At 30.9% G+C, this 22,160-nt stretch carries 14 protein-coding genes; 8 read left to right on the forward strand and 6 right to left on the reverse strand.

Annotation, left to right across the window (positions count from 1 at the left end; genetic code table 11):
• Positions 1-117: 117 nt before the first annotated feature.
• The 3 genes from J3S90_RS10360 to J3S90_RS10370 form a co-directional block, all read right to left on the reverse strand.
• Entirely contained in the window at positions 118-2,526 is a 2,409-nt protein-coding gene (locus tag J3S90_RS10360; RefSeq protein ID WP_210646135.1) for an alpha-ketoacid dehydrogenase subunit alpha/beta, read from the reverse strand.
• A gap of 186 nt (positions 2,527-2,712) precedes the next feature.
• Positions 2,713-5,541: an aminopeptidase gene (locus tag J3S90_RS10365; RefSeq protein WP_317192538.1), complete on the reverse strand. Its 2,829-nt coding sequence runs from the start codon at positions 5,539-5,541 to the stop codon at positions 2,713-2,715.
• 107 nt (positions 5,542-5,648) lie between these two features.
• Positions 5,649-6,377, reverse strand: a complete 729-nt coding sequence (locus J3S90_RS10370) for an LOG family protein (protein ID WP_210646136.1) — start codon at positions 6,375-6,377, stop codon at positions 5,649-5,651.
• Between the two features lie 306 nt (positions 6,378-6,683).
• On the opposite strand from J3S90_RS10370, the gene J3S90_RS10375 reads away from it, so the two are divergent.
• Both J3S90_RS10375 and J3S90_RS10380 read left to right on the forward strand, forming a co-directional pair.
• Entirely contained in the window at positions 6,684-7,658 is a 975-nt protein-coding gene (locus J3S90_RS10375) for an NAD(P)H-quinone oxidoreductase (RefSeq protein ID WP_210646137.1), read from the forward strand.
• A 242-nt stretch (positions 7,659-7,900) separates the two neighbouring features.
• The gene (locus J3S90_RS10380) at positions 7,901-8,251 is read left to right on the forward strand and encodes a heavy-metal-associated domain-containing protein (RefSeq protein WP_210646138.1); all 351 of its coding nucleotides are present in this window, start codon (positions 7,901-7,903) and stop codon (positions 8,249-8,251) included.
• A gap of 255 nt (positions 8,252-8,506) precedes the next feature.
• Here the strand turns inward: J3S90_RS10380 and uvrA are convergent, their stop codons facing one another.
• The gene (gene uvrA / locus J3S90_RS10385) at positions 8,507-11,338 is read right to left on the reverse strand and encodes an excinuclease ABC subunit UvrA (RefSeq protein WP_210646139.1); all 2,832 of its coding nucleotides are present in this window, start codon (positions 11,336-11,338) and stop codon (positions 8,507-8,509) included.
• Between the two features lie 149 nt (positions 11,339-11,487).
• On the opposite strand from uvrA, the gene J3S90_RS10390 reads away from it, so the two are divergent.
• Both J3S90_RS10390 and J3S90_RS10395 read left to right on the forward strand, forming a co-directional pair.
• Positions 11,488-12,411, forward strand: a complete 924-nt coding sequence (locus J3S90_RS10390; RefSeq protein ID WP_210646140.1) for a ketopantoate reductase family protein — start codon at positions 11,488-11,490, stop codon at positions 12,409-12,411.
• Between the two features lie 1,198 nt (positions 12,412-13,609).
• Positions 13,610-15,178 (forward strand): GMC oxidoreductase, encoded by a 1,569-nt coding sequence (locus J3S90_RS10395; RefSeq protein WP_210646141.1) that lies wholly within the window; start codon positions 13,610-13,612, stop codon positions 15,176-15,178.
• Between the two features lie 74 nt (positions 15,179-15,252).
• Here the strand turns inward: J3S90_RS10395 and J3S90_RS10400 are convergent, their stop codons facing one another.
• Both J3S90_RS10400 and J3S90_RS10405 read right to left on the reverse strand, forming a co-directional pair.
• Positions 15,253-16,266 carry a helix-turn-helix transcriptional regulator gene (locus J3S90_RS10400; protein WP_210646142.1) on the reverse strand — a complete coding sequence of 338 codons (1,014 nt, stop codon included), beginning with the start codon at positions 16,264-16,266 and terminating at the stop codon, positions 15,253-15,255.
• A 116-nt stretch (positions 16,267-16,382) separates the two neighbouring features.
• Entirely contained in the window at positions 16,383-16,997 is a 615-nt protein-coding gene (locus J3S90_RS10405; RefSeq protein WP_210646143.1) for an HD domain-containing protein, read from the reverse strand.
• Positions 16,998-17,090: 93 nt separating this feature from the next.
• Here J3S90_RS10405 and J3S90_RS10410 point away from each other — a divergent pair, with 93 nt between their 5' ends.
• The 4 genes from J3S90_RS10410 to drt3b all read left to right on the forward strand — a co-directional run bounded on the left by J3S90_RS10410 (position 17,091) and on the right by drt3b (position 22,157).
• Complete coding sequence (locus tag J3S90_RS10410) at positions 17,091-17,597, forward strand: phosphatase domain-containing protein (protein WP_210646144.1); 507 nt, start codon at positions 17,091-17,093, stop codon at positions 17,595-17,597.
• 156 nt (positions 17,598-17,753) lie between these two features.
• Positions 17,754-18,518 (forward strand): nucleotidyltransferase domain-containing protein, encoded by a 765-nt coding sequence (locus tag J3S90_RS10415; RefSeq protein WP_210646145.1) that lies wholly within the window; start codon positions 17,754-17,756, stop codon positions 18,516-18,518.
• Positions 18,519-18,520: 2 nt separating this feature from the next.
• Positions 18,521-20,002 carry an antiviral reverse transcriptase Drt3a gene (gene drt3a / locus J3S90_RS10420; protein WP_210646146.1) on the forward strand — a complete coding sequence of 494 codons (1,482 nt, stop codon included), beginning with the start codon at positions 18,521-18,523 and terminating at the stop codon, positions 20,000-20,002.
• Positions 19,995-22,157: an antiviral reverse transcriptase Drt3b gene (drt3b, locus tag J3S90_RS10425; protein WP_210646147.1), complete on the forward strand. Its 2,163-nt coding sequence runs from the start codon at positions 19,995-19,997 to the stop codon at positions 22,155-22,157. Before drt3a ends, drt3b begins: the two co-directional genes overlap by 8 nt.
• The last annotated feature ends 3 nt before the right edge of the window (positions 22,158-22,160 follow it).

A 22,160-nucleotide genomic window follows, 5' to 3' on the forward strand; every position in this document is an offset into this window, starting at 1 on the left:
TTTATTTTTGAATTTAATTTCAAAAAAAATAATAAAGAGGATTAAAAAAGAATTGTATCAATATTAGATATTCGCTTACTATTTAATTGAAAACAATAATAATCACTATTTTTAAGTTTAAAACATAGTTGGATATTTTGACGGATTTACTTCATTCATCATTTCATATACTTTTTCATAAATATCTTCCGTAGAAGGTTTTGAAAAATAATCACCATCTGTTCCGTAAGCAGGTCTATGTTCTTTAGCAGTTAGGGTTTGAGGTTTACTGTCTAAATAATTATATCCATTTTGCTGTTCGATAATTTGTTGCAAGATATAAGCAGAAGCACCTCCTGGAACATCTTCATCAATAACTAATAAACGATTCGTTTTCATAATACTTTTAACCAAATCATGCTTGATGTCAAAAGGTAACAACGATTGCAAGTCGATAACTTCGCAATCAATACCAACTTCAAGCAGTTCTTTTGCAGCTTGTTGCACTAAGCGTAAGGTAGAACCATACGATACTAATGTAATATCTGATCCTTCTTTCATGGTTTCTACTACACCAATTGGTGTTTTGAATTCTCCATAGTTTGTTGGCATTTTTTCTTTTAAACGGTAACCATTTAAACATTCGATAACCAATGCAGGTTCATCACATTCTAACAAACTGTTGTAAAAACCAGCAGCTTGAGTCATGTTTCTTGGTACTAAAACATGAATTCCTCTAATAGCATTGATAATCATTCCCATAGGAGATCCTGAATGCCAAATTCCTTCTAAACGATGTCCTCGTGTACGAATAATAAGAGGCGCTTTTTGTTTTCCTACGGTTCGGTATCTTAATGTAGCCAAATCATCACTCATGATTTGAATAGCATATAATAAATAATCTAAATATTGAATCTCAGCAATCGGACGCAGACCTCTTAATGCCATTCCTATTCCTTGACCTAAAATAGTAGCCTCACGAATTCCGACATCGGCAACACGCAATTCTCCGTATTTCTCTTGCATTCCTTCTAAACCTTGATTCACGTCACCAATCGTTCCGGCATCTTCACCAAAGATTAATGTTTCAGGATATTTAGTAAAAATAGCATCAAAATTATCTCTTAAAATCATGCGTCCATCAGTATCTTCGGCAGCATCATCAGCGTATGTAGGAAGCACTTTGTCTACAGAAAAAACATTTAAATCAGTTTCTGAATATAAGTTGCTGCTAAAATTCTTTTGTGTTTTAGCAGTATATCTTGTGATCCATTGAGAAAGTTCTTCTCTCTGGTTCTCGGTAATAATCAAACGCAATACTTTACGAGCGGTAACCAGAATTTCTTTTTTGATAGGAGATTTAATGGCACTTAATTCAGAAGCATATTTTAAAACTTCTTCTTGTTTTTTACTAGTTGTTGCTATTTTTTCAAGTAAAGTTACTAACTCCTTTTGTTCTTCAATAATAGGCTGTAAGAAAGCATTCCAGGCTGCTTTTTTACCTTCTAAAACTTCTTTTTTTGCTGCAGCATCAATTGCATCAATTTCTTCCGGTGAAGCAATATTAATTGCAATCATCCACAATTTCATTTGTCTAATACAATCAAAATCTCTTTCCCAAGCTAGCCTATTGGCATCTTTATAACGTTCATGAGATCCAGAACTAGAATGTCCTTGTGGTTGAGTCAATTCATTCACATGAATTAAAACAGGCACATGGTTTTCTCTAGCAATTATCGCTGCTTTTTCATAAGTAGCTACAAGTTCTGCATAATCCCAACCTTTGACTCTCAGAATTTCGAAACCATTAGTATCTTCTTCTTTCTGATATCCTTTTAAAATTTCAGATATATTTTCCTTGGTTGTTTGATGTCTGGCGTGTACTGAAATACCGTATTCATCATCCCAAACGCTCATCACCATTGGTACTTGTAATACACCGGCAGCATTGATGGTTTCGAAAAATAATCCTTCGGATGTACTTGCGTTTCCTATTGTTCCCCAAGCAACTTCATTTCCTTCATTCGAAAAATTGGCTGCATTTGGCATTCCTTTAACCTGTCTATAGATTTTAGAAGCTTGTGCTATTCCTAATAATCTAGGCATTTGTCCTGCAGTAGGAGAAATATCGGAACTTGAGTTTTTTTGTTTTGTTAAGTCTTTCCAAGATCCGTCTTCGTTTAAACTATGAGTGGCAAAATGGCCTCCCATTTGTCTTCCTGCCGACATTGGTTCTTGTTCTATATCAGTATGTCCGTATAATCCAGCAAAAAATTGTTGAACAGTTAATTGTCCTATTGCCATCATAAAGGTTTGATCACGATAGTATCCAGAGCGGAAATCGCCATTTTTAAAAGCTTTGGCCATTGCCAATTGTGGTACTTCTTTTCCGTCACCAAAAATTCCAAACTTGGCTTTTCCTGTTAATACTTCTTTACGGCCTAAAAGACTACATTCTCGGCTTATAATAGCAGTTGTATAATCTTTCAAAACTTCGATTTTGAAATCAGCAAATGTCAATGTAGAATTGGTTTTTTCTTTTATCATAATTAGAAAGTATAACTTTATGATGCAAATTTAACTAAAAACTATCTATTTTCATAGTACACTGCATAAAATTGAATTTAATTATTCTATTTTATTCTAGTAAAAAGAAGTGTATTTTTTCACTATATGTAATTTAAATTTAGTTTTTGTAACAATAATGTAAGTAATAGTGATAAATATATTCGATTAAAACCATTTTCGATTAAAAAGATTGAGTAATGTTTTAGGCGAAAAAGTAACAATAAATCGTACTTTTTCATTATAATTATTTTCAGCAATCTCCCATCCATTGTTAGAATAGACTGGAAAGTAGAGTTCAAAGTAATCTGTAACCAAGTTTAAACGTATGCCACTATCATAAACAAATTGAGCTGGAGTGGAATTATTTTTGATTAATCCTACATCTCCATAAACTTCAATCCAGTTCCAAATACTGTAACTCGCATTAAAACTAGTAATCCAACGATTGGCATAAGGTGTGGCTATTTTTGATTTAAAACCACCCTCTGCAATGATGTATTGTTGGCTATAAATTCCGTTACTTTCAGAGCGTCCTAAATAGTTGTAATCAAACATATAATCCGTTGGTCGGTCTAAGGCAAAACTAAAGAAATTAGATTGAGTTTTGTTGTAAAGAAAGACTCCAGCATAAAAGCGCATATTTATTTGACGGTTGTTTTCAAATAATTTTCCATATCCAATCTCACTGGTCAATTTACCAAAATTACCGGCTATTTGCACATTACTAGACAGGCCAAAATGATTGGTAACTTCTGTTTTCGTATTAATATATCTGGCTTCAAAAACGGAATAATTTTCAGGTGAATTATCCATCAAAATTGCACTTTTTTCTTTATTTACAAGAACTTGTCTAAACATAAAGAGTTGTTTTCTATTGTCTCTAAAATTAGGTTCGCGAATGCGCAACTGAATTGTTGGATTCAATCTTAAATAAGTAGCATCTTCAGCATAATGAAAATAAGAACTACTCATAGAATATCGTGCATTATAAAGGGTGCTATTTCTATAATTATGATTGATAGCAAATGACGCAGAACCCGATAAATTGTTCGATTTAATAGAGTAGGAGGGATTTACATCAAAAACAAATGGTTTTTCTAAAATGGTTTTGTTATGCAAACGCAATCCAGGAATCAAACCATCATATAAATTGTAGCTAATAGAGGGAACATATAAAATTTGATTGTAATAAGGATCTTCTAAATCCTTCATAAATGCAAATTTAATGGGTCTATTGTTAGGAAAAAATCCATCGAGTTTGTACCAATTGTTTCTCAAATTATATTCGGGAACTTCATTTTTTAGGTTTAAAACGATTTTATCAATATTTGATCTAGGAATGGTAAAAGTACTATCACAAGCTTCTATATCTAGCCATTGTTTGAATACAATTTCACCGTTTTTTGTACCATAAACAGGAATTGGAATAGGAGTTCCTGTTCTATTTCTAACGGAAAAAGTGATGCTATCTTTGGTTTTTAAAACGTCCGTAAATTTATAATCTATAATAGCTCTTGAATCGATAATGGTATTAAAGAACCAATTAATATTTTTGGTTGTATTTCCTTTTAGTATTGTTTCAAAATCAATTCGACTTACTTGTTTCGAATTATTTTGTTTGTAAAATGTAGCAATACTATTGGCAACACTATTATTTTGCAAATAATCATCTAAGAACCGAATGCTTAATCCCGCGCGGTATTTACTAGCTATTTGCTCATTAAATTTTATTAATGTATTTTTTGGACTTCCTAATGGTTGATCTAGGTTTCTACGAGCCATCAGCATATAGAAATAACTGTATTGTCCGTTAAAGTCAATTTTGGTAAGATTAAAACTTTTCAGCAATTTAATTTTAGAGATGCTACCCATCATTTTTGCCTCAGGATAATGTTCGTCAATATATTTCATCATTACATAAACCTGAATACCATCATAAATCCAGCTGTCTTTTCTTGGATCTAAATGCAGACTTGTTTTTAAAAATTCGTTTAGATAGGTTTTTAAAAACTTAATTTCATAAATAAACTCATCCGGAAAAGGACTTAAAAACGATGGCAACTGATTAAGACCGTAGAACGGATTTCTCTCATAAGCGGTTTGCGAAACTATAATTTTTTGGTGAGGATAATTTCCAATTAAGTTGGTAGTAAAGTCTGTAATACGATCAATTAAGATAGCTTTCTGTATTTCATTTAGTTTGCTGTCTTTTAGATTGGTAATTACCTCTATTGCATTATTTTTATAATTTAAAAAACTCTTTTTGGGTTCAACAATTAAATTAAAATCTGTTCTATTGTCGCCAATTAATGTAAAGTTTACAAAACCTTCTTTTGCGACTGTTTTTTGACTGTTTAAATCCGATGTGATTTCTAATGTATTAGGCAATACAAAATCAATCTCAAAATTTGAAATTGCATTTGCAATATCGTCTAAGTTGTTATTGCTATTTTTTACAAAATTATGATTTTCGTATCGAGCTGGAGTTAGATACCAATTTTTAAGATTTAAAATCCCATTGTCATTGTAACCAAATTTTGTAAACTTATCACTTGGTATTTTACTAGCATAGGAAAGCATTAACGTAATTTTCTCGTTGGGTAATAATTTTTTATTTAATTGTAATACGATGTAATCAGGATTTTTTTTTGTTCGCTCCCAGATTATTGGCTCTTCGGTACTAGTAGTGATTAATAATTTGTTAGTACTTCCGCGCTCTTCTTCTTTAGCCAGATGAAAACCTCTATAAAATTCATCTGAAAATCGTTTTGCTAAAGGCGTATTTTTATTAGAAAAGGCATTGTTCCAATCATTCAGAACGATAGTAGTTAGCGTATCATTGGTTTGATTAAAAAAAGTAATTTGTTGCTGTATGTCTAAAATCTTTTTCTCAGCATTCAACGCTACAACCATCTTCGACTGATGTTGCGCAGATAATTTGGCAGAAACTAATACGATAAGAATTAAAAAGCCAATTTTATAATTTGATTTCAAGCAATGAGAATTAAGATTTGTAAAAAATAAATATAATTAATATTAGACACAAATTGTATAATTCTCCTTTAAAATAAAAAAAGCTGTCGGTTAAGACAGCTTTTTAATTAAAAATTGGGTGATAAATCATATTTTTTATAAAATTTATCAAGTATTTCAACGACCTCCTCTGCAGTATCAACGATTTTAAATAAATTTAAATCCTCTGGACTTACAGTAAGTTCTTTTTCTACTAAAACTGTTTTAATCCAATCGAGCAATCCAGACCAAAAGCTTGTTCCCACTAATATTATAGGAAACTTAGCCACTTTTTTAGTCTGAATCAAGGTGATAGCTTCAAACAATTCATCCATCGTTCCAAAACCTCCAGGCATCACAACAAAACCTTGAGAATACTTTACGAACATCACTTTACGAACAAAGAAATAATCGAAATTCAAGTTTTTATCACCGTCGATATAGGGATTAAAATGTTGCTCAAAAGGCAATTCAATATTTAGTCCCACAGAAGTTCCGCCACCAAGATGTGCGCCTTTATTACCAGCTTCCATAATACCTGGACCACCGCCCGTAATTACACCATAACCAGCTTTACTAATTTTGTATGCTATTTTTTCTGCTAGTATATAATGAGGCGAATCAGCTTTTGTTCGCGCCGATCCAAAAATAGAAACACAAGGTCCTATGCGACCCATTGTTTCATAACCGTTTACAAATTCTGCCATGATTTTAAAAATGGCCCAACTATCATTTGTTCTAATTTCGTTCCAACTTTTTTGCTTTAATCGATCTTGGATTACTTTATCCTCATCATTGTCAAAATCTTCTAATCTCATTTTTTAATATCTAATTTATTACTCATTTCTTTAGGAGCTTTTTCCAGCTATTTGTTCCAATCTTTTTATTTTTTTTCAAAAAAAACAAAAAGGATTTCCACTTCTATCTGGGCTAGGACTCCAATTTACTAAAGTAATTCTTTTTTATCAATAAAGTGAAATCAATCTTTAATTTTAAGATTATATTGTTGTTTTCTACCTTACAAAGCTTCTAAAATTAAATTTATTTACTGATTTAAAAGAAAAAAGAAATAAGTGGTTAAGGTCAAAAAAACTTATCTTTAAGGATATCAAAATAATGAGATCATGAAAGCTATTCATATTACAAAATCTGGCGGACCAGAAGTGTTGCAGTTACAAGAAACTCCAAAACCCAAACCAGATAAAAATCAAGTATTAATCAAAGTCAAAGCAGCTGGTGTGAATCGCAGTGATGTAATTACGCGTCAAAATAGTGATGCCTACGGTAAAGGATTTACAGGAACTTTAATTCCTGGTTTAGAAGTTTCAGGAGAAATAACAGCAATTGGCGAAAATGTAACCGACAAAAAAATTGGAGATAAAGTATGTGCACTTATCGCAAGCGGAGGATATGCCGAATATGTTGTGGTAAACACTTCGCATTGTCTTTTCATTCCAGATGGAATCAGTCTAATAGATGCAGCAGCCATTCCAGAGACTGTTTTTACGGTTTGGTTTAACGTTTTTCATTTAGGAAAACTGCAACCTAACGAGAAGTTATTAATACATGGCGGAACAAGTGGTATTGGCACCATGGGTTTACAAATGGCAAAAGCTTATGGTTGTAAAGTTTACACCACTGCAGGAAGTGACAAAAAGATTGATTTTTTAAATAAAATGAACTTAGGAATGGCAATCAATTATAAAAAAGAGGCTTTTGAAGAAGTGTTAAAAGAGGAAAAAATTGATGTTATTCTAGATATGGTTGGAGGAGATTATACGCAAAAGAATCTTGAAATATTAAACGAGAAAGGCCGCTTAATTTATATCAACGGAATGAAAAGTTCGGAGGTAAATATTAATTTGCGCACAATTATGAGTAAGAATCTAACCTTGACAGGTAGCTTTCTTAAACCTCAATCTGATGAAGTAAAAACTCAGATTGCAAAAGAGGTAGAAACCAACATTTGGCCACTATTTCATTCTAAACAAATTCATCCTGTAATTTATAAAACTTTTCCTTTAGAACAAGCTGCAGAAGCGCATAGACTTATGGAAAGTAGTGATCATATTGGTAAAATTCTATTGACAATGGATTGATATTATTAAAAAATAATCAAACTCAAATTTGATAATATAGTAATGAAACTAACTTCCTATTATTTTTTTAAATGACCTTTTTGAACAATAAAAAAAATAATTTAGAATATTGAGATTTTAAAAGTTACAATTTAAAATTTGCTGTTTTTAAAATAGAATTGCTTTAATCTTCAATTGATACGTTCCATAAGACACTACTCAATGTTAATTAATAATTGATATATTTGAATAAAAATAATAGTATGAAAAACACTTTTTTGATTCTCTTCTTTACGCTTTTTACGGCTACCATTTCCGCTCAAGATGGTAAGAAAAACCAGAAAGCAGTAATAAAAACAACTCTTTTTTGCGATCATTGTAAACAGTGTGAAACTTGTGGAGGAAATTTCCAATCCAATATGTTGAAAATAAAAGGAGTGAAAATGTACGAACTAGATGAAAAAAACAGCACAATTACCGTTTTTTACAATAGTCAAAAAACAAATCTAGAAACTATAAAATCAGGTATTTCAAAAATGGGTTATGATGCTGATGATGTAAAAGCAGACGTTGTAGCTTATGAACAATTAGATGATTGTTGCAAAAAAGTATAAGGGCTTTTTTTTGATTTATAGCATCATAAAAATGAAAACTACTGTATGATGCAGTAGTTTTTTTTATCTCTGGTATTGATTAAAAGTTTGAGGATAGAATGTTATTAGTGATATTGCAATCAATAAAAAACCACCCCGCCCTACGGGCACCCCTCCAATGGAGGGGAATTAAAACCGATTTGGTACTTATAGATTACTTTTATTTTGTTTAATTTACTTGATAGTTTACTTATTAAACAAAATTGTTGAGGGAATTTAAGCCAATTCCTTTTTTAAGAATTGTGCTGTATAACTCTTTTTATTTTTTGCGACTTCTTCTGGAGTTCCTTTGGCGATAAGTTGGCCTCCGCCTTTCCCACCTTCAGGACCAATGTCGATGATGTAATCTGCTAGTTTTATCACATCCATATTGTGTTCGATAATCAAAATGGTATTTCCTTTATCGACTAGTTTATTAATTACTTCCATTAATACTCTAATATCTTCAAAATGCAAACCTGTTGTAGGTTCATCGAGAATATAAAAAGTATTTCCAGTATCTTTTTTAGATAATTCTCCCGCTAGTTTGATGCGTTGCGCTTCTCCACCAGAAAGTGTTGTGCTTTGTTGTCCCAATGTAATGTAGCCTAAACCAACATCCTGAATCGTTTTTACTTTTCTGTAAATCTTCGGAATCAATTCAAAAAACGGAACCGCTTCATCTACCGTCATATTCAACACATCAGAAATGGATTTTCCTTTGTATCGAATCTCCAATGTTTCTCTATTAAAACGTTTTCCTTGACAAGTCTCACATTCAACATACACATCAGGTAAAAAGTTCATTTCTATTGTTCGAACTCCAGAACCTTCACAGGTTTCGCAACGTCCTCCTTTTACATTAAAACTAAAACGACCTGCTTTATAACCCCGAATCATACTTTCTGAAGTCATAGTAAACAGATTTCTAATTTCTGTAAAAACTTCGGTATATGTCGCAGGATTCGAGCGTGGAGTTCTACCAATTGGGCTTTGATCAATATCAATTACTTTATCGATATGTTCTAATCCTTCAATTTTTTTGTACGGTTTTGGTTTTTTGACTCCATTAAAATAATAGGCATTCAAAATAGGGTAAAGCGTCTCATTAATCAAAGTAGATTTTCCACTTCCAGAAACTCCTGTAACACAAATCATTTTTCCTAAAGGCAACTCTATCGAAACATTTTTTAAGTTATTTCCTGTTGCACCCGTTAATTTTAGGAACTTTCCGTTTCCTTCCCGACGCTTTTTAGGAACCTCAATTTTCATTTCACCATTCATGTACATTGCTGTAATAGTATGGTGATTCAAGATTTCTGCAGGTGTTCCTTTGCTGATGATTTCACCACCATACTTCCCTGCTTTTGGTCCAATATCTATGACATAATCAGCACGTTCAATCATGTCTTTATCGTGTTCTACCACAATAACTGAGTTGCCAATATCTCTCAATTGTTCTAGAGAATGAATTAGTTTTTCGTTATCTCTTTGGTGCAAACCAATGCTAGGCTCATCAAGAATATACAAAACACCAACCAACTGCGAACCAATTTGAGTTGCCAATCGAATGCGTTGCGCTTCCCCACCCGAAAGTGATTTTGAACTTCGGCTTAAAGCCAAATAATCCAAGCCTACATTCATCAAGAAGTTTAGTCGGTCCTTAATCTCTTTAATTACTTCAGTAGCGATACGCTTTTGTTTATCAGATAAATGAGTATTTAAATCATGAAACCAAGCCGTTAAATCCGAAATGTCCATATCGCACAATTCGGCTATGTTTTTTTCGTTTATTTTAAAGAATAATGCCTCTTTTTTCAAACGAGAACCATCACAAACAGGACAGTTAACTTCGTCCATAAATTCCTTAGCCCATCTTTTAATAGTAGTGGATCCACTTTCTTCGTATTGATTTTTAATGAAATTAGATATTCCTTCAAAATCAATTTTATAGTCACGAGCCACTCCTAAATCTTTAGAATTAACTGTGAATTTTTCTTTTCCACCATTCAAAATCATTTCCATTGCTTCCGCTGGGATTTTTTCGATGGCATCCGTTAATTTAAAACCATATTTTTCTCCTATGATTTCTAATTGCTTAAAAATCCAAGAACTTTTATATTCTCCCAAAGGAGCAAATCCACCGGCTTTAATTGTCAATTTTGGATTTGGAACAATCTTTTTACTATTAATTTCATTCACTGTTCCCAAACCGTTGCAATGATCGCAAGCGCCTTTTGGAGAGTTGAAAGAAAATAAATTAGGTTCTGGGTTTTGATAGGAAATTCCAGTAGTAGGACACATTAAATTTCTACTAAAATAGCGCACTTCATTAGAATCTTGATCTAAAACCATTAATACGTTTTCACCATGATGCATGGCAGTATTAATACTTTCTGATAATCTTTTTTCATTCTCAGGGCTTTCATCAATAACCATTCTATCTACTACAATTTCGATATCATGTGTTTTGTAACGGTCTAATTTCATTCCTAAAGTAATATCAAGAATATCATTATTGACACGTACTTTAAGGAAACCTTGTTTGGCTATTTGTTGAAAAAGTTCTGCGTAATGTCCTTTTCTAGCACGAATAACAGGCGCCAAAATATTGATTCGTTTTCCAGCAAAATCCTGAATAATCAAATCTTTAATTTGTTCATCAGAATAGGAAACCATTTTTTCTCCCGTGTTATAACTATAAGCATCAGCGCCACGAGCATAAAGCAAACGCAAGAAATCATATATTTCAGTAATGGTTCCCACAGTAGATCGAGGACTTTTACTAGTCGTTTTTTGTTCGATAGCAATTACTGGAGAAAGTCCATCAATTTTATCTACATCAGGACGTTCTAACCCGCCTAGAAATTGCCTTGCATAAGCAGAAAAAGTTTCTACATAACGACGCTGCCCTTCGGCATATATGGTGTCGAAAGCAAGTGAGGATTTTCCAGAGCCTGAAAGTCCAGTGATTACTACTAGTTTTTCTCGGGGAATGGAAACATCTATATTTTTGAGATTGTGAACGCGAGCGCCTTGAACTTCAATGGTATTGTCTTTGTCTAACATATTTTTTGTAAATTCCGAATGGTCGGTAGCAAAGTTACCATTTTGATTTATTCTTTCAATAGAACACTTTAGAAGTTTATGTTAAAGATTGTGTACTTTTGAAAAACAGATTAATAATCATTTTTTAGAAAGAGAAGCAGTATAAAATTATGAAAACAAGAATCGGAATTTTAGGAATGGGTGGAGTAGGCGGTTATTTTGGAGGATTGTTAGCCAAAGAACTTTATCAGTCAGATTCTGTTGAAATAGTGTTTATCGCAAGAGGAGAAACTCAAAAAGAAATCGCTAATAATGGATTAAAAATTATAACAGATACGGATGAATTTTTTGTTTTTCCATTTCTAGTATCAAATGACCCTCAGGTTATAGGGAAACTCGATTTTCTTATTTGTGCTACAAAAACCTATGATATAGAGGAAAGTCTTGTATCTATCAGTAAATGTATTACTAAAAAAACGGTTATTCTTCCTTTGTATAATGGAGTTGATGCTCCAGAGCGCATTAGTACTTTATTTCCTGATAATGAAGTGTTGCAAGGCTGTGTTTACATTGTTTCGATGATTGTTTCGCCTGGAATTATAAAGAAAATAGGAACTTATGAAAAGTTATTTTTTGGCTCTACTATGGCTTCAATCTCAGCCTTAAATAAATTACAAGCTATTTTTAAAAGTGCGGGTATCGAGAGTTATCTAGTAGATAATATCGAGGAAACAGTTTGGGAAAAATTTATTTTCATTTCCGCTTTAGCTTCAGCAACCTCTTATCTAAATCAGAATATTGGAGAAATTTTAGCAAATCAAACTAGTAGAGCACTTTATGTTTCACTATCAAATGAAATTACGATGCTTGCTGCTGTAAAAGGGTTGAATTTGCCTGAAGATAGTGTGATGCAAAGTATTCTTAAACTTGAAAAATCACCTCATAGTGCGACTTCTTCAATGCACAGAGATTTTTTAGCGGGTAATAGAACAGAATTAGATTCATTGACTGGTTTTGTCGTTACCGAATCATTAAAGTACGAAATTGAAACACCAACCTATCAAATGGTTTTTGATAAATTATCTAATTTATAATTGCTTTAATAGATAGATAGCGGTAAGCTTAAAAAAATCTTACAAATTAAAAACTGAAGGAAATATGAAACGAATTTTGAATTTATGCAATGTTTTATATTTGATTTGGACAATTTCAATACTAATACTGATTTTTTGTGGAAAAGCAGTTTTTGGACAAGGTCTTGGTGATTTATTTTATTTAATTTTGATTATTACTTTACAAATTGTTTTCGGCTATGTGTTTTATTTAAATTATACAGAAAAAATAAATTTTCCGATATTAATGATTATTTTATTGATTTTAATTCCAATATTATTTACACTAAAAATGACAATTTGGAGAGGATCAGAATATCCATGGAATGGCATTTTTTTTTTTGAATAAAAATATACTTATGAATTTTAATATAGCGTCAACAGAAATACTTGAAGATTTTCATTTAGCCCAAGAAAACTTTTTAAGAGCAGAATAAATAAAGTTTGAGAAAAGTAAAGAATTGAGAGAAAATAAAATACCTAATGCTCCAGGTGTTTATACTTTTTTTGAAAAAGGGAATAAAATACTATACATTGGAGAAGGTGGAAACTTAAAAAGTGAATGGACGAAATAAATAGAACTGTAAATCATTCTTTTAGAAAATAGATAGGCTTTTTGAGGTTTAATGGAATAAAATCAAGTAAAAAATATGATTTAGACATTGAAACTAAACTTGATAGCTTTTTTGCGGAAGAAATATATGTTTCTTTTATAGAAGTTTATTTTGGTCGATTAGAAATAGAAGAATTTATAATTTCAAATCATCAACAATTTCTAAATAATTCAGTAAAAAAACGAAAATTAACAACTATTATGGATTACTTAAAAGAGACAAGGTAAAAAAGCCTAACGCATAACAGCCGTTTAGCGAGATTGGGGTTTTAGCGGAATTAGCTTTTTTTATCCTATCATCGTTTCGGCAGAAAATACTCTGCTTTAAAGTCCCCAATCTCGCCAAACGCCAAGACGATGTATCCAATACCATTTTTTCAATAAATAAATAGTGTTAAATATTGCTGTGAAATTTAGCGTTAATACTATTTTCCTAAAATAAATTATAAGAACTAGACTTTAGGTTTACTCTGTTTTATTTTAAAGGTAATATTTAGAAAATCATTTTTGTTATGCGTGCATATTATTCAAATTAATTCCTTATTTTTCGCATATAATTAAATAAAAATGCAAAAAGATTACGACTATATTATAATTGGAAGTGGCTTTGGAGGTTCTGTTAGTGCTTTACGACTTTCTGAAAAAGGATATAAAGTTTTAGTTATCGAAAAAGGGAAATGGTATAAAGCCAATGATTTTGCTAAAACCAATTGGAACCTCCGTAAATGGTTGTGGATGCCAGCGCTTAATTTTTTTGGAATCATGAAAATGAGTGTTTTTAGACACATTGTCATTATTTCTGGCACTGGAGTAGGAGGCGGATCTTTGGTATATGCCAATACTTTGCCGGTTCCTAAAACCTCTTTTTATAAATCGGGCAGTTGGAGCGAATTAGCAGATTGGGAAAATGAACTTAAACCCTTTTATAAAACGGCACTAACCATGCTTGGTGCAGCTAGAAATCCAAAATTATTTGATGGCGATAAAGGACTTAAAGAATTAGCAATAGAATTGGGAAGAGAAGATCAGTTTGAAAATCCTGAAGTAGCCGTTTTTTTTGGTAAAGCAGGAGAAAAAGTGATTGATCCTTATTTTGATGGTAAAGGCCCAGAAAGAGCTGGTTGTAATTTTTGCGGAGGATGTATGACGGGTTGCCGTTATGATGCCAAAAACACACTAGATAAAAATTACCTTTATTTAGCACAAAATTTAGGCGCCAAAATTCTAGCGGAACATGAAGTTTATGATGTTTTACCTATTGATGGGAATAAAGGCGCTACAGGTTATAAAGTATTTTTAAAATCGAGCACGCATTATTTTAAATCTAAAAAAGAGTTAACTGCAACAAGCGTTATTTTCTCAGGAGGTGTTTTGGGAACGGTAAAATTACTGCTTAAACTAAAACCAAAATCACTGCCTTTGCTGTCTGATAAGCTGGGGGAAGATATAAGAACGAATAACGAAACACTAATAAGCGTTTCTAGTTTAGACCATAGTAAAAATATGTCTAAAGGTGTTGCTATAGGAAGTTTACTTCATACGGATGATAATAGCCATCTTGAAATTGTTCGTTATTCAGAAGGTTCTGGATTCTGGAAACTATTGCATTTACCACTCGCTATTGGGAAAAATACACCGGCTCGTTTATTTAATATGTTACAGCAATTATTGAAATTTCCAGTGCGTTATTTCAAAATCTATTTTACAAACAGTTGGTCCAAAAGTACTGTCGTTTTGTTATTCATGCAATCTATTGATAGTACTTTGAAATTTAAAACTAATTTTTTTGGCGGAATGGCTTCTTCCGTTGGAAAAGGAGTAAAGCCAAGTGCTTACATTCCAGAATCTATCGAATTGACTAAAAAATATGGTAAAATTGTAAACGGTGTTCCTACTTCATTTGTATTAGAATCTTTTGCAGGAATTCCATCTACAGCCCATGTTTTGGGAGGAGCCGTAATGGGAAAAGATAGTTCTCAAGGCGTAATTAATAAAAACAACGAAGTCTTTGGTTATAAAAATATGTATGTAATAGATGGAGCAATGATATCAGCAAATCCTGGAGTAAATCCTTCATTGTCGATTACTGCAATAGCGGAAAGAGCGATGGCGCAGATAGGGGATAAGTCAAAATAGTTAGAGAATACTTGAATTAATTGGAAAAATCAAAGCTAGACCGAGTTACTAACTCAAAAATTATTATACTAGTATCAAACTTGATAACGAGATAATCCATTTAAGAAAATAGATTTAACTCGTTCACGTAAATATTCAGGACGAAGCACTTCCAGACTGTCTCCAAAACCTAATAAAATGCGATCTAATTCGTAATTTTGAATGACATATAAATGAATAATGATACTTCCATCTTCATTTTGTTTAATGAGCCTTTGCGAATTGTGTAAAGGTTTTGTAGTAACATAAGGAGCGTTTTTGGCATCAATCCAAAGTTCGATGCGTCTGGGTTGTAAACCAGTATTTACGGTCACGCCAACTACATTTTTATAAAATAAATCAGGATTGAATTTTTCTTCCAAATAAGGTATATTCAAATCGTAGTCAATCGAAATAATTCTGTCTAATGCTAAATTGGTAATGGGTTGACTTCCCTTTCTTTTCCCTACCAAAAACCAACGATTATTAAATTCCTTCAAAATAAAAGGATGAAAATTAAACGTTTTTTCTTCTGCAGATTTAAAGGATTTGTAAGTAATCACTAAAACCACTTTTTTTATAATCGCCTGATATATTTCCTCCAAAAAATGCAGTCCCTTCAAATTTTCGTTTTTATCCAAATGAATTACCGGTTGCGTATTTGACTTTTCAGAATAAATTTTGTCTTCCAGCCGCTGTAAAATATCCGAAACATCTTTAAACAAAGAGAAATCCTTGAACTGCTTCAACATCGAAACCGTCTCCGTCAAAACATTCATATCCGTTTCCGTCAGCGGAATATCCGTAATCGAAAATTCGTCATCATCATATTTGTAAAACTTCTTGTCATACACCACAATTGGCGCATTGTAACCCAATTTTTCACTTCGCATTAACTGAATATCGAGCTGAACCGTTCGCTTACTAACCGGATTTTCCTTTCCTTCATATTCATACAACGCATCCGAGCAAGCGTTCATCAAATCCTCTAAAGTCCAAGTTCTATAGGAATTTTGCAAACATTTGTCAATAGTTTTATATCGAATAAGTGCGTTTTTATTTTGAGCCATAGTTGTTTAATTTTTTGGGCGTGTTCGCCGCGGCGAACGGGCTGTACACTGTATCTTTTTTGGTCTCGTAAAAAAACGAGACCAAAAAAGGATGCCGTTTCCATCCCTCACGCAATTCACGTTAATGAGATAATTTCTCTTTTAATATTAGCTCTTGCCTTTTCTTCAAATAATAATCTAAATTCTTCTGTTTGAAAAATAAACTCATTTTCTAAGAAATGTTCTAAAGCTTTTTTCCGGCCAGGATTGTATAGAAAATCAGGATAAATGCGATATTCTTTTCTAATTTGGTTGTAATATATTTGATAAGCTTCCCAATCTTTAGCAAGGATTTTTAAATCAAAATCAATCAACCAATTGATGTCTTCAATTGCATTGTGTTGATGAAGTTGTGTGGCACAAATCATATCAAAAATCAATTGTTTATCAAGTAATTCATTGCTAGATAAAACTTTTAGTGCTAATTCAGCACTTTTCAATTCATTATCTTTTCGCGTTGCTTTATAAATAGAGTCGTGATAGAAAATACTAAACAACACTTGATCGGGATTTTGTAGCTTATTTTTATACTTTTCAAATAATTCAATCATTTCTTCTAAATGAGTCAAATTATGATAGTGTCTTGATTTACTAGAATAGGCTTTTGCTAAATCAAGCCATAAGGTCTTTACATTAGTAGGATTAAAGCCGTTTTTTAATAGTAATTCCGAGTATATTTGAGATAGGTTCACATATAAGATTTAACCAAAAATACAAAATACATTTTACTACGCAAAATAGTTGCGTACTTGTGCAAAACATTTGTACCATCAAAAATAGAAACCATGAATAATGAAGTTGTAAAAACGAAAAGCGCCAAAAAGAAATTCGATCTCTTACACAAAGACGAACCACAATATTGTACCCAAAACCCAGAATTACCCAAAGCGATTATCTGCGACTTAGACGGAACATTGTGTTTGATGAATGGCAGAAATCCCTTTGATGCTAGCAAGTCTAATGAAGATTTGCTAAATGAACCAGTGGCAAATGTATTGAGAAACTACAAAAAGCTAGGTTATGCGATTTTGCTTGTTTCAGGAAGAGAAGATCGATTTAAAGAACCAACACTTCGTTTTCTTGAAAAACATACAATTGCATTTGATGATTTAATCATGCGAAAATCAAAGGACAATAGAAAAGACTCCATCATCAAAACAGAAATCTATAATGAATGTATAAAAGATAACTATTTTGTAGAATTTGTTTTAGATGATAGAAATCAAGTGGTAGACATGTGGCGCAAGGATTTAAAATTACCTTGTTTTCAGGTTTATTACGGAGATTTTTAAATAAAAAAACCAAAAGATGAAGGTTCAAATCCTTTTCGTGCATCAAAAATAAGACGCAGTAATTTAAGTTGGGAAAACAGTTGGATTTTAATCACAGATTTGCAAATGGTTTTGTGAGTTTGTGGTTTATTATTTGTTAATTTGAAAGAATAAGTTATGGAAAAGAAAATACTAGATAAATTAAAAGAAATAGAAAAAAGTAAGAATGTCGAGATACTCTATGCAGTAGAATCAGGAAGTCGTGCGTGGGGATTTGCCTCGCCCGATAGCGATTATGAAATACGATTTATCTACAAACACGATTTGGACTATTACTTATCACTTTGGGAACAAACCGATGTAATCGAGTTCATGACCGAAGACGATTTAGACGGTTCCGGTTGGGATTTACGGAAAGCCGTAAGATTATTAGCCAAATCAAACGCACCTTTGTTGGAGTGGTTGTTTTCGCCAGTGGAGTATTATGAAAATGAAGCTTTTGCAACCCAAATGCGCGACTTGGCAAAACAATGTTTTTCGCCAATTGCTTGTTTGCACCATTATCTAGGAACAACCAAAAATTTCATGGACTTTTGCGAGCAAGAACACGTAAAACTGAAAAGTTATTTCTATGCTTTGCGAACTGCCCTTGCAGGAAAATGGATTATAGAAAACAACACTTTCCCGCCAGTGGATTTTATGGAATTGTTGCCAATAGCACCATTGAATATTCAAGAAAAAATAATAGAGTTAATGGCAATAAAAGCCAATAATAATGAAACGTATTTGCACCCAAAAGAGGTTTTGATAACTGATTTTTTATTGGAAACGGTAAAGTTTAATCAAGAGAATGCGAGTGCGTTGGGAAGTGGGAAGAAGATGAGTTTGGAGTTGGATGAGGTATTTAGGGAATTCACATTTTATAATTTAAAAACTATTTAAAAATGCTAGATCAATCATTTTCAGGTTCTAATTTTAATATAATTTTTCTAAAGGAAAACAGAAAAGGAAATATAAAACAAAGACATTTAAGTCAAGCATATTTTGATAAGCACGATGAATTTAATACTGTTTTAAATGAAAAAATAAATCTTAAAAAAAGTAGAACACTTTCAATTCAAGAATTGGATGCTTTTGCTGAAAAACTTGAAGCTATAAACAAAGCTAAAGAAGAAATAAGAAATAATGTTTTTTGTGAATATGCTACTATTGTGAATAATGAAAAATCTCCATTTTGCTTTGAAATCAAATATGATAAGCAAAATGAAATATATACAACAAAAAAAGATGGAGTCCATTTTTTTGCAATTAAGCAACTTCAACAGAATTTGAATAAAACATTCAAAGTAATTCAGGCTGACAGAAATAAAATAATAAAACAAACATATAATTTAATTTCAGATGGTTTTCCAAAAGTTATCATACGAACTGATATACATAAATTTTACGAATCAATTCCACAAAATAGACTGTTTGAAAGATTCGAAAATAACACTTTACTTTCTCCTCTTTCTAAAAAACTTTTGAAAAGACTCTTCTATGAATTTGAAAGAATTAAAGACTCATCAATAATGCAACCTAAAAAAGGTATACCAAGAGGATTTGGAGTAAGTGCTTATCTTTCTGAATTGTATATGAGAGATATTGATAATGAAATTAAATCACTACCAGATATTATATATTATGCAAGGTATGTTGATGATATAATAGCAGTTTTTTGTCCGAAAACTAGAAGTCAATCCAAAAATTATAAAGAAGTAATTAAGAAAATTATAAATAAGAATGAACTTGAGATTAATGATGGTGTAGAAGGTAGAAGTGATAAAACTCAAGAAATCTCTTTATTAGAAAATCCATTACAAACACAGAAGAAACTAGAATTTCTTGGTTACAAATTTTTTATAAAACAGAATAAAGATGTTATACTTGAATTATCAGACGATAAAATAAAGCGATATCTAAACAGAATAAAATTATCTATTGAAAACTATAATAAAGACTCTAAATATGATGAAAAAAGAGCAAGAAAAATGCTCTTTGACAGATTGAAGTTTTTAACTGGTAATTATCACTTAAATCATAATAAGAAGAACATAAAAGCAGGTATTTATTATTCGAATAGTATGCTTGAATTAAATGCTTGGAGATACAATAGTATTAATTGTTTAAAAATAAGAATGAGTATATTACTTCAAAAAATTAATCCTCCTTTAAAAATTGGTATTGACAAAGAATATCAAATAGGGATTGATAAAAATGAGATTATAAGATTTATTTTAAATAAATTTTGTTTTGAAAAAGGATTTAGTGAAAAACCTTTTTATTCTTTTAATTTTAATAAAAAGGAACAAAAGTATTACTGTAAAAAATTTAGAAGGGTAACAAATAAGTTTGAAGTAATTAAATCAATTTGGAAAGATGAGTAAGAAGAAAAAATATATTCAATACCCTAAGGAGAGAGCAATATTATCTGATGTATTACCTTATGAGATTCCAATTACTTTTTCGAACAGATATTTATATCGATTTTTGGTTGAGAATAATATTTGTATTGATGATGATAAAATTGTCTTTAAGAATGATTTTGAAGGAGATGATTTAATAGCTTTTAAAGAAATTTTAAAAATATTATTTCATCCTGATTTTGAAAATAAAGAGGATTACAAATTTAGAAGGATTCCTTTTACATATAGAATTACACATAAAGAAAAAGACTTTAGGGAATTAGCATTAATACACCCAATTAACCAGCTAAAGTTAATCAAGTTCTATGAAGACTTTAAAGAATCTATTCTGTACTCATGTTCTATAAGTAGTTTCAGCATTAGAAAACCTGTTGAAGTTGCAAAATATAGTTTCTTTAATGATAAGTTACACGAATTAAATAAGGGAGACAATAATGACTTTTTAGAATTAAATGGTAGAGAATACGAAAATTTAAAAACTTTTTTTTCGTATAAGCAATATACAAATATTTATAAGTTTTATGAAGATTACAGATATCATCGAGCTGAAAAAAAGTATAATTTTCTATTTAAATTTGATATAGCAAAATGTTTTGACAGCATTTATACGCATTCAATTTCATGGGCTGTTTTAGGATTAGATCCTGTAAAAGAAAATGTTGATGCATCAAAGAAAAATTTTTCGGGAATATTCGATAAGTTCATTCAGTACTCGAATTACGGGGAAACAAATGGAATTTTGATTGGTCCAGAATTTTCCAGAATTTTCGCTGAAATTATTCTACAAAGGATTGATAAAATTGTAGAAGAAAAAATTAAGTTAAAAGGCTTTACAAATAAGATAGATTATGAATTGTACAGATATGTAGATGATTATTTTTTATTCTGTGATGATGATTCATTAAAAGAAGATATTTTTAAAATATTCAAACACGAATTAAAAGAATATAAATTATCCATAAATAATTCTAAAACGATTGAATATAAAAAACCAATTATCACCGAAATTACAATTGCTAAAGAAAAAATCAATAGATTGTTTTCAGAAACGCCAAGATTTTTAATTAAAAAATTAGACAAAAAAGAAAGTTCAGTTGAAGAGAATAAAGATGATATTGAAATACTTAATCATAAGTTTTCATTTTATTTTAATCCAGATAATTTAATAACTCAATATAAAATTTTAATTAAAGAATCAACTGTTGATTACAAAGATGTTTTGAATTATAGTTTGGCTCTTTTAAATAATATCATAGAAAGAAATCTTGTAAATTTTGAAAAAGTATATCTTGCTTATAAAAGTAAAATACAGTTAGGTGAAATAAGTGATATTAATGAAATAAGTAAATTAGACAAAGTTGAGGACTCTTTGACCTCGCATCTTGTAAATTTTATTGATTTTGTTTTTTTTATTTATTCGGTTTCTCCAAGAGTAAACTCTACTATTAAAACCTGTCATATTTTATCTAAAATACTTGTTTTTTATAAGTTAAAGCGAAAATCAGATAAAAAGTTTATTCTAAGTACTAATAATAGAAATAGAATTTTTAAAAAGATACTTGATGAGTCGAGTCTAATAATTAAAAAGAATTCAATTAATGAATATGCTCAGATTGAAACATTATATCTTTTAACTGTAATTAGAGAATTAAATAGAGAGTTTAGAATTCCAGAGGTTTTACTAGAGAAGTTTATAGGTTTTGACAATAAAAAAAATGAAATTCCAGATTGTCAATTAAATTATTTTTCAATAATGGTATTGTTGTTTTATTTAGGGCATTCAAAAAAGTACCAAAAAATCAAGGTTGCAATAAAAATATATATTGAAAATTATATAAAAAGTTTTCCAATTGAAAAAAGAAATAAATCTTCTGAGTTAACTCATCTAATAATCGATTTAATTGTTTGTCCATTCCTGTCGACACAAGATAAAAGAAGAATTTTTGCAATATATAAGAATAGCAAAGGTGTTAACGAATTAAAGAACGATTTCGAAACGTTGGATAAAATTCGCTTTTTTCAAAAAAGACACATGAAATATGGGTTTACTAAATGGGAAAGGTTTAATTTAGCAAAGGAATTAGAATACAAAAAAAGTCAAGAGGTTTACTCTTAAAAA

This window comes from Flavobacterium flabelliforme, from assembly GCF_017948675.1.
GTDB lineage: Bacteria > Bacteroidota > Bacteroidia > Flavobacteriales > Flavobacteriaceae > Flavobacterium > Flavobacterium pygoscelis.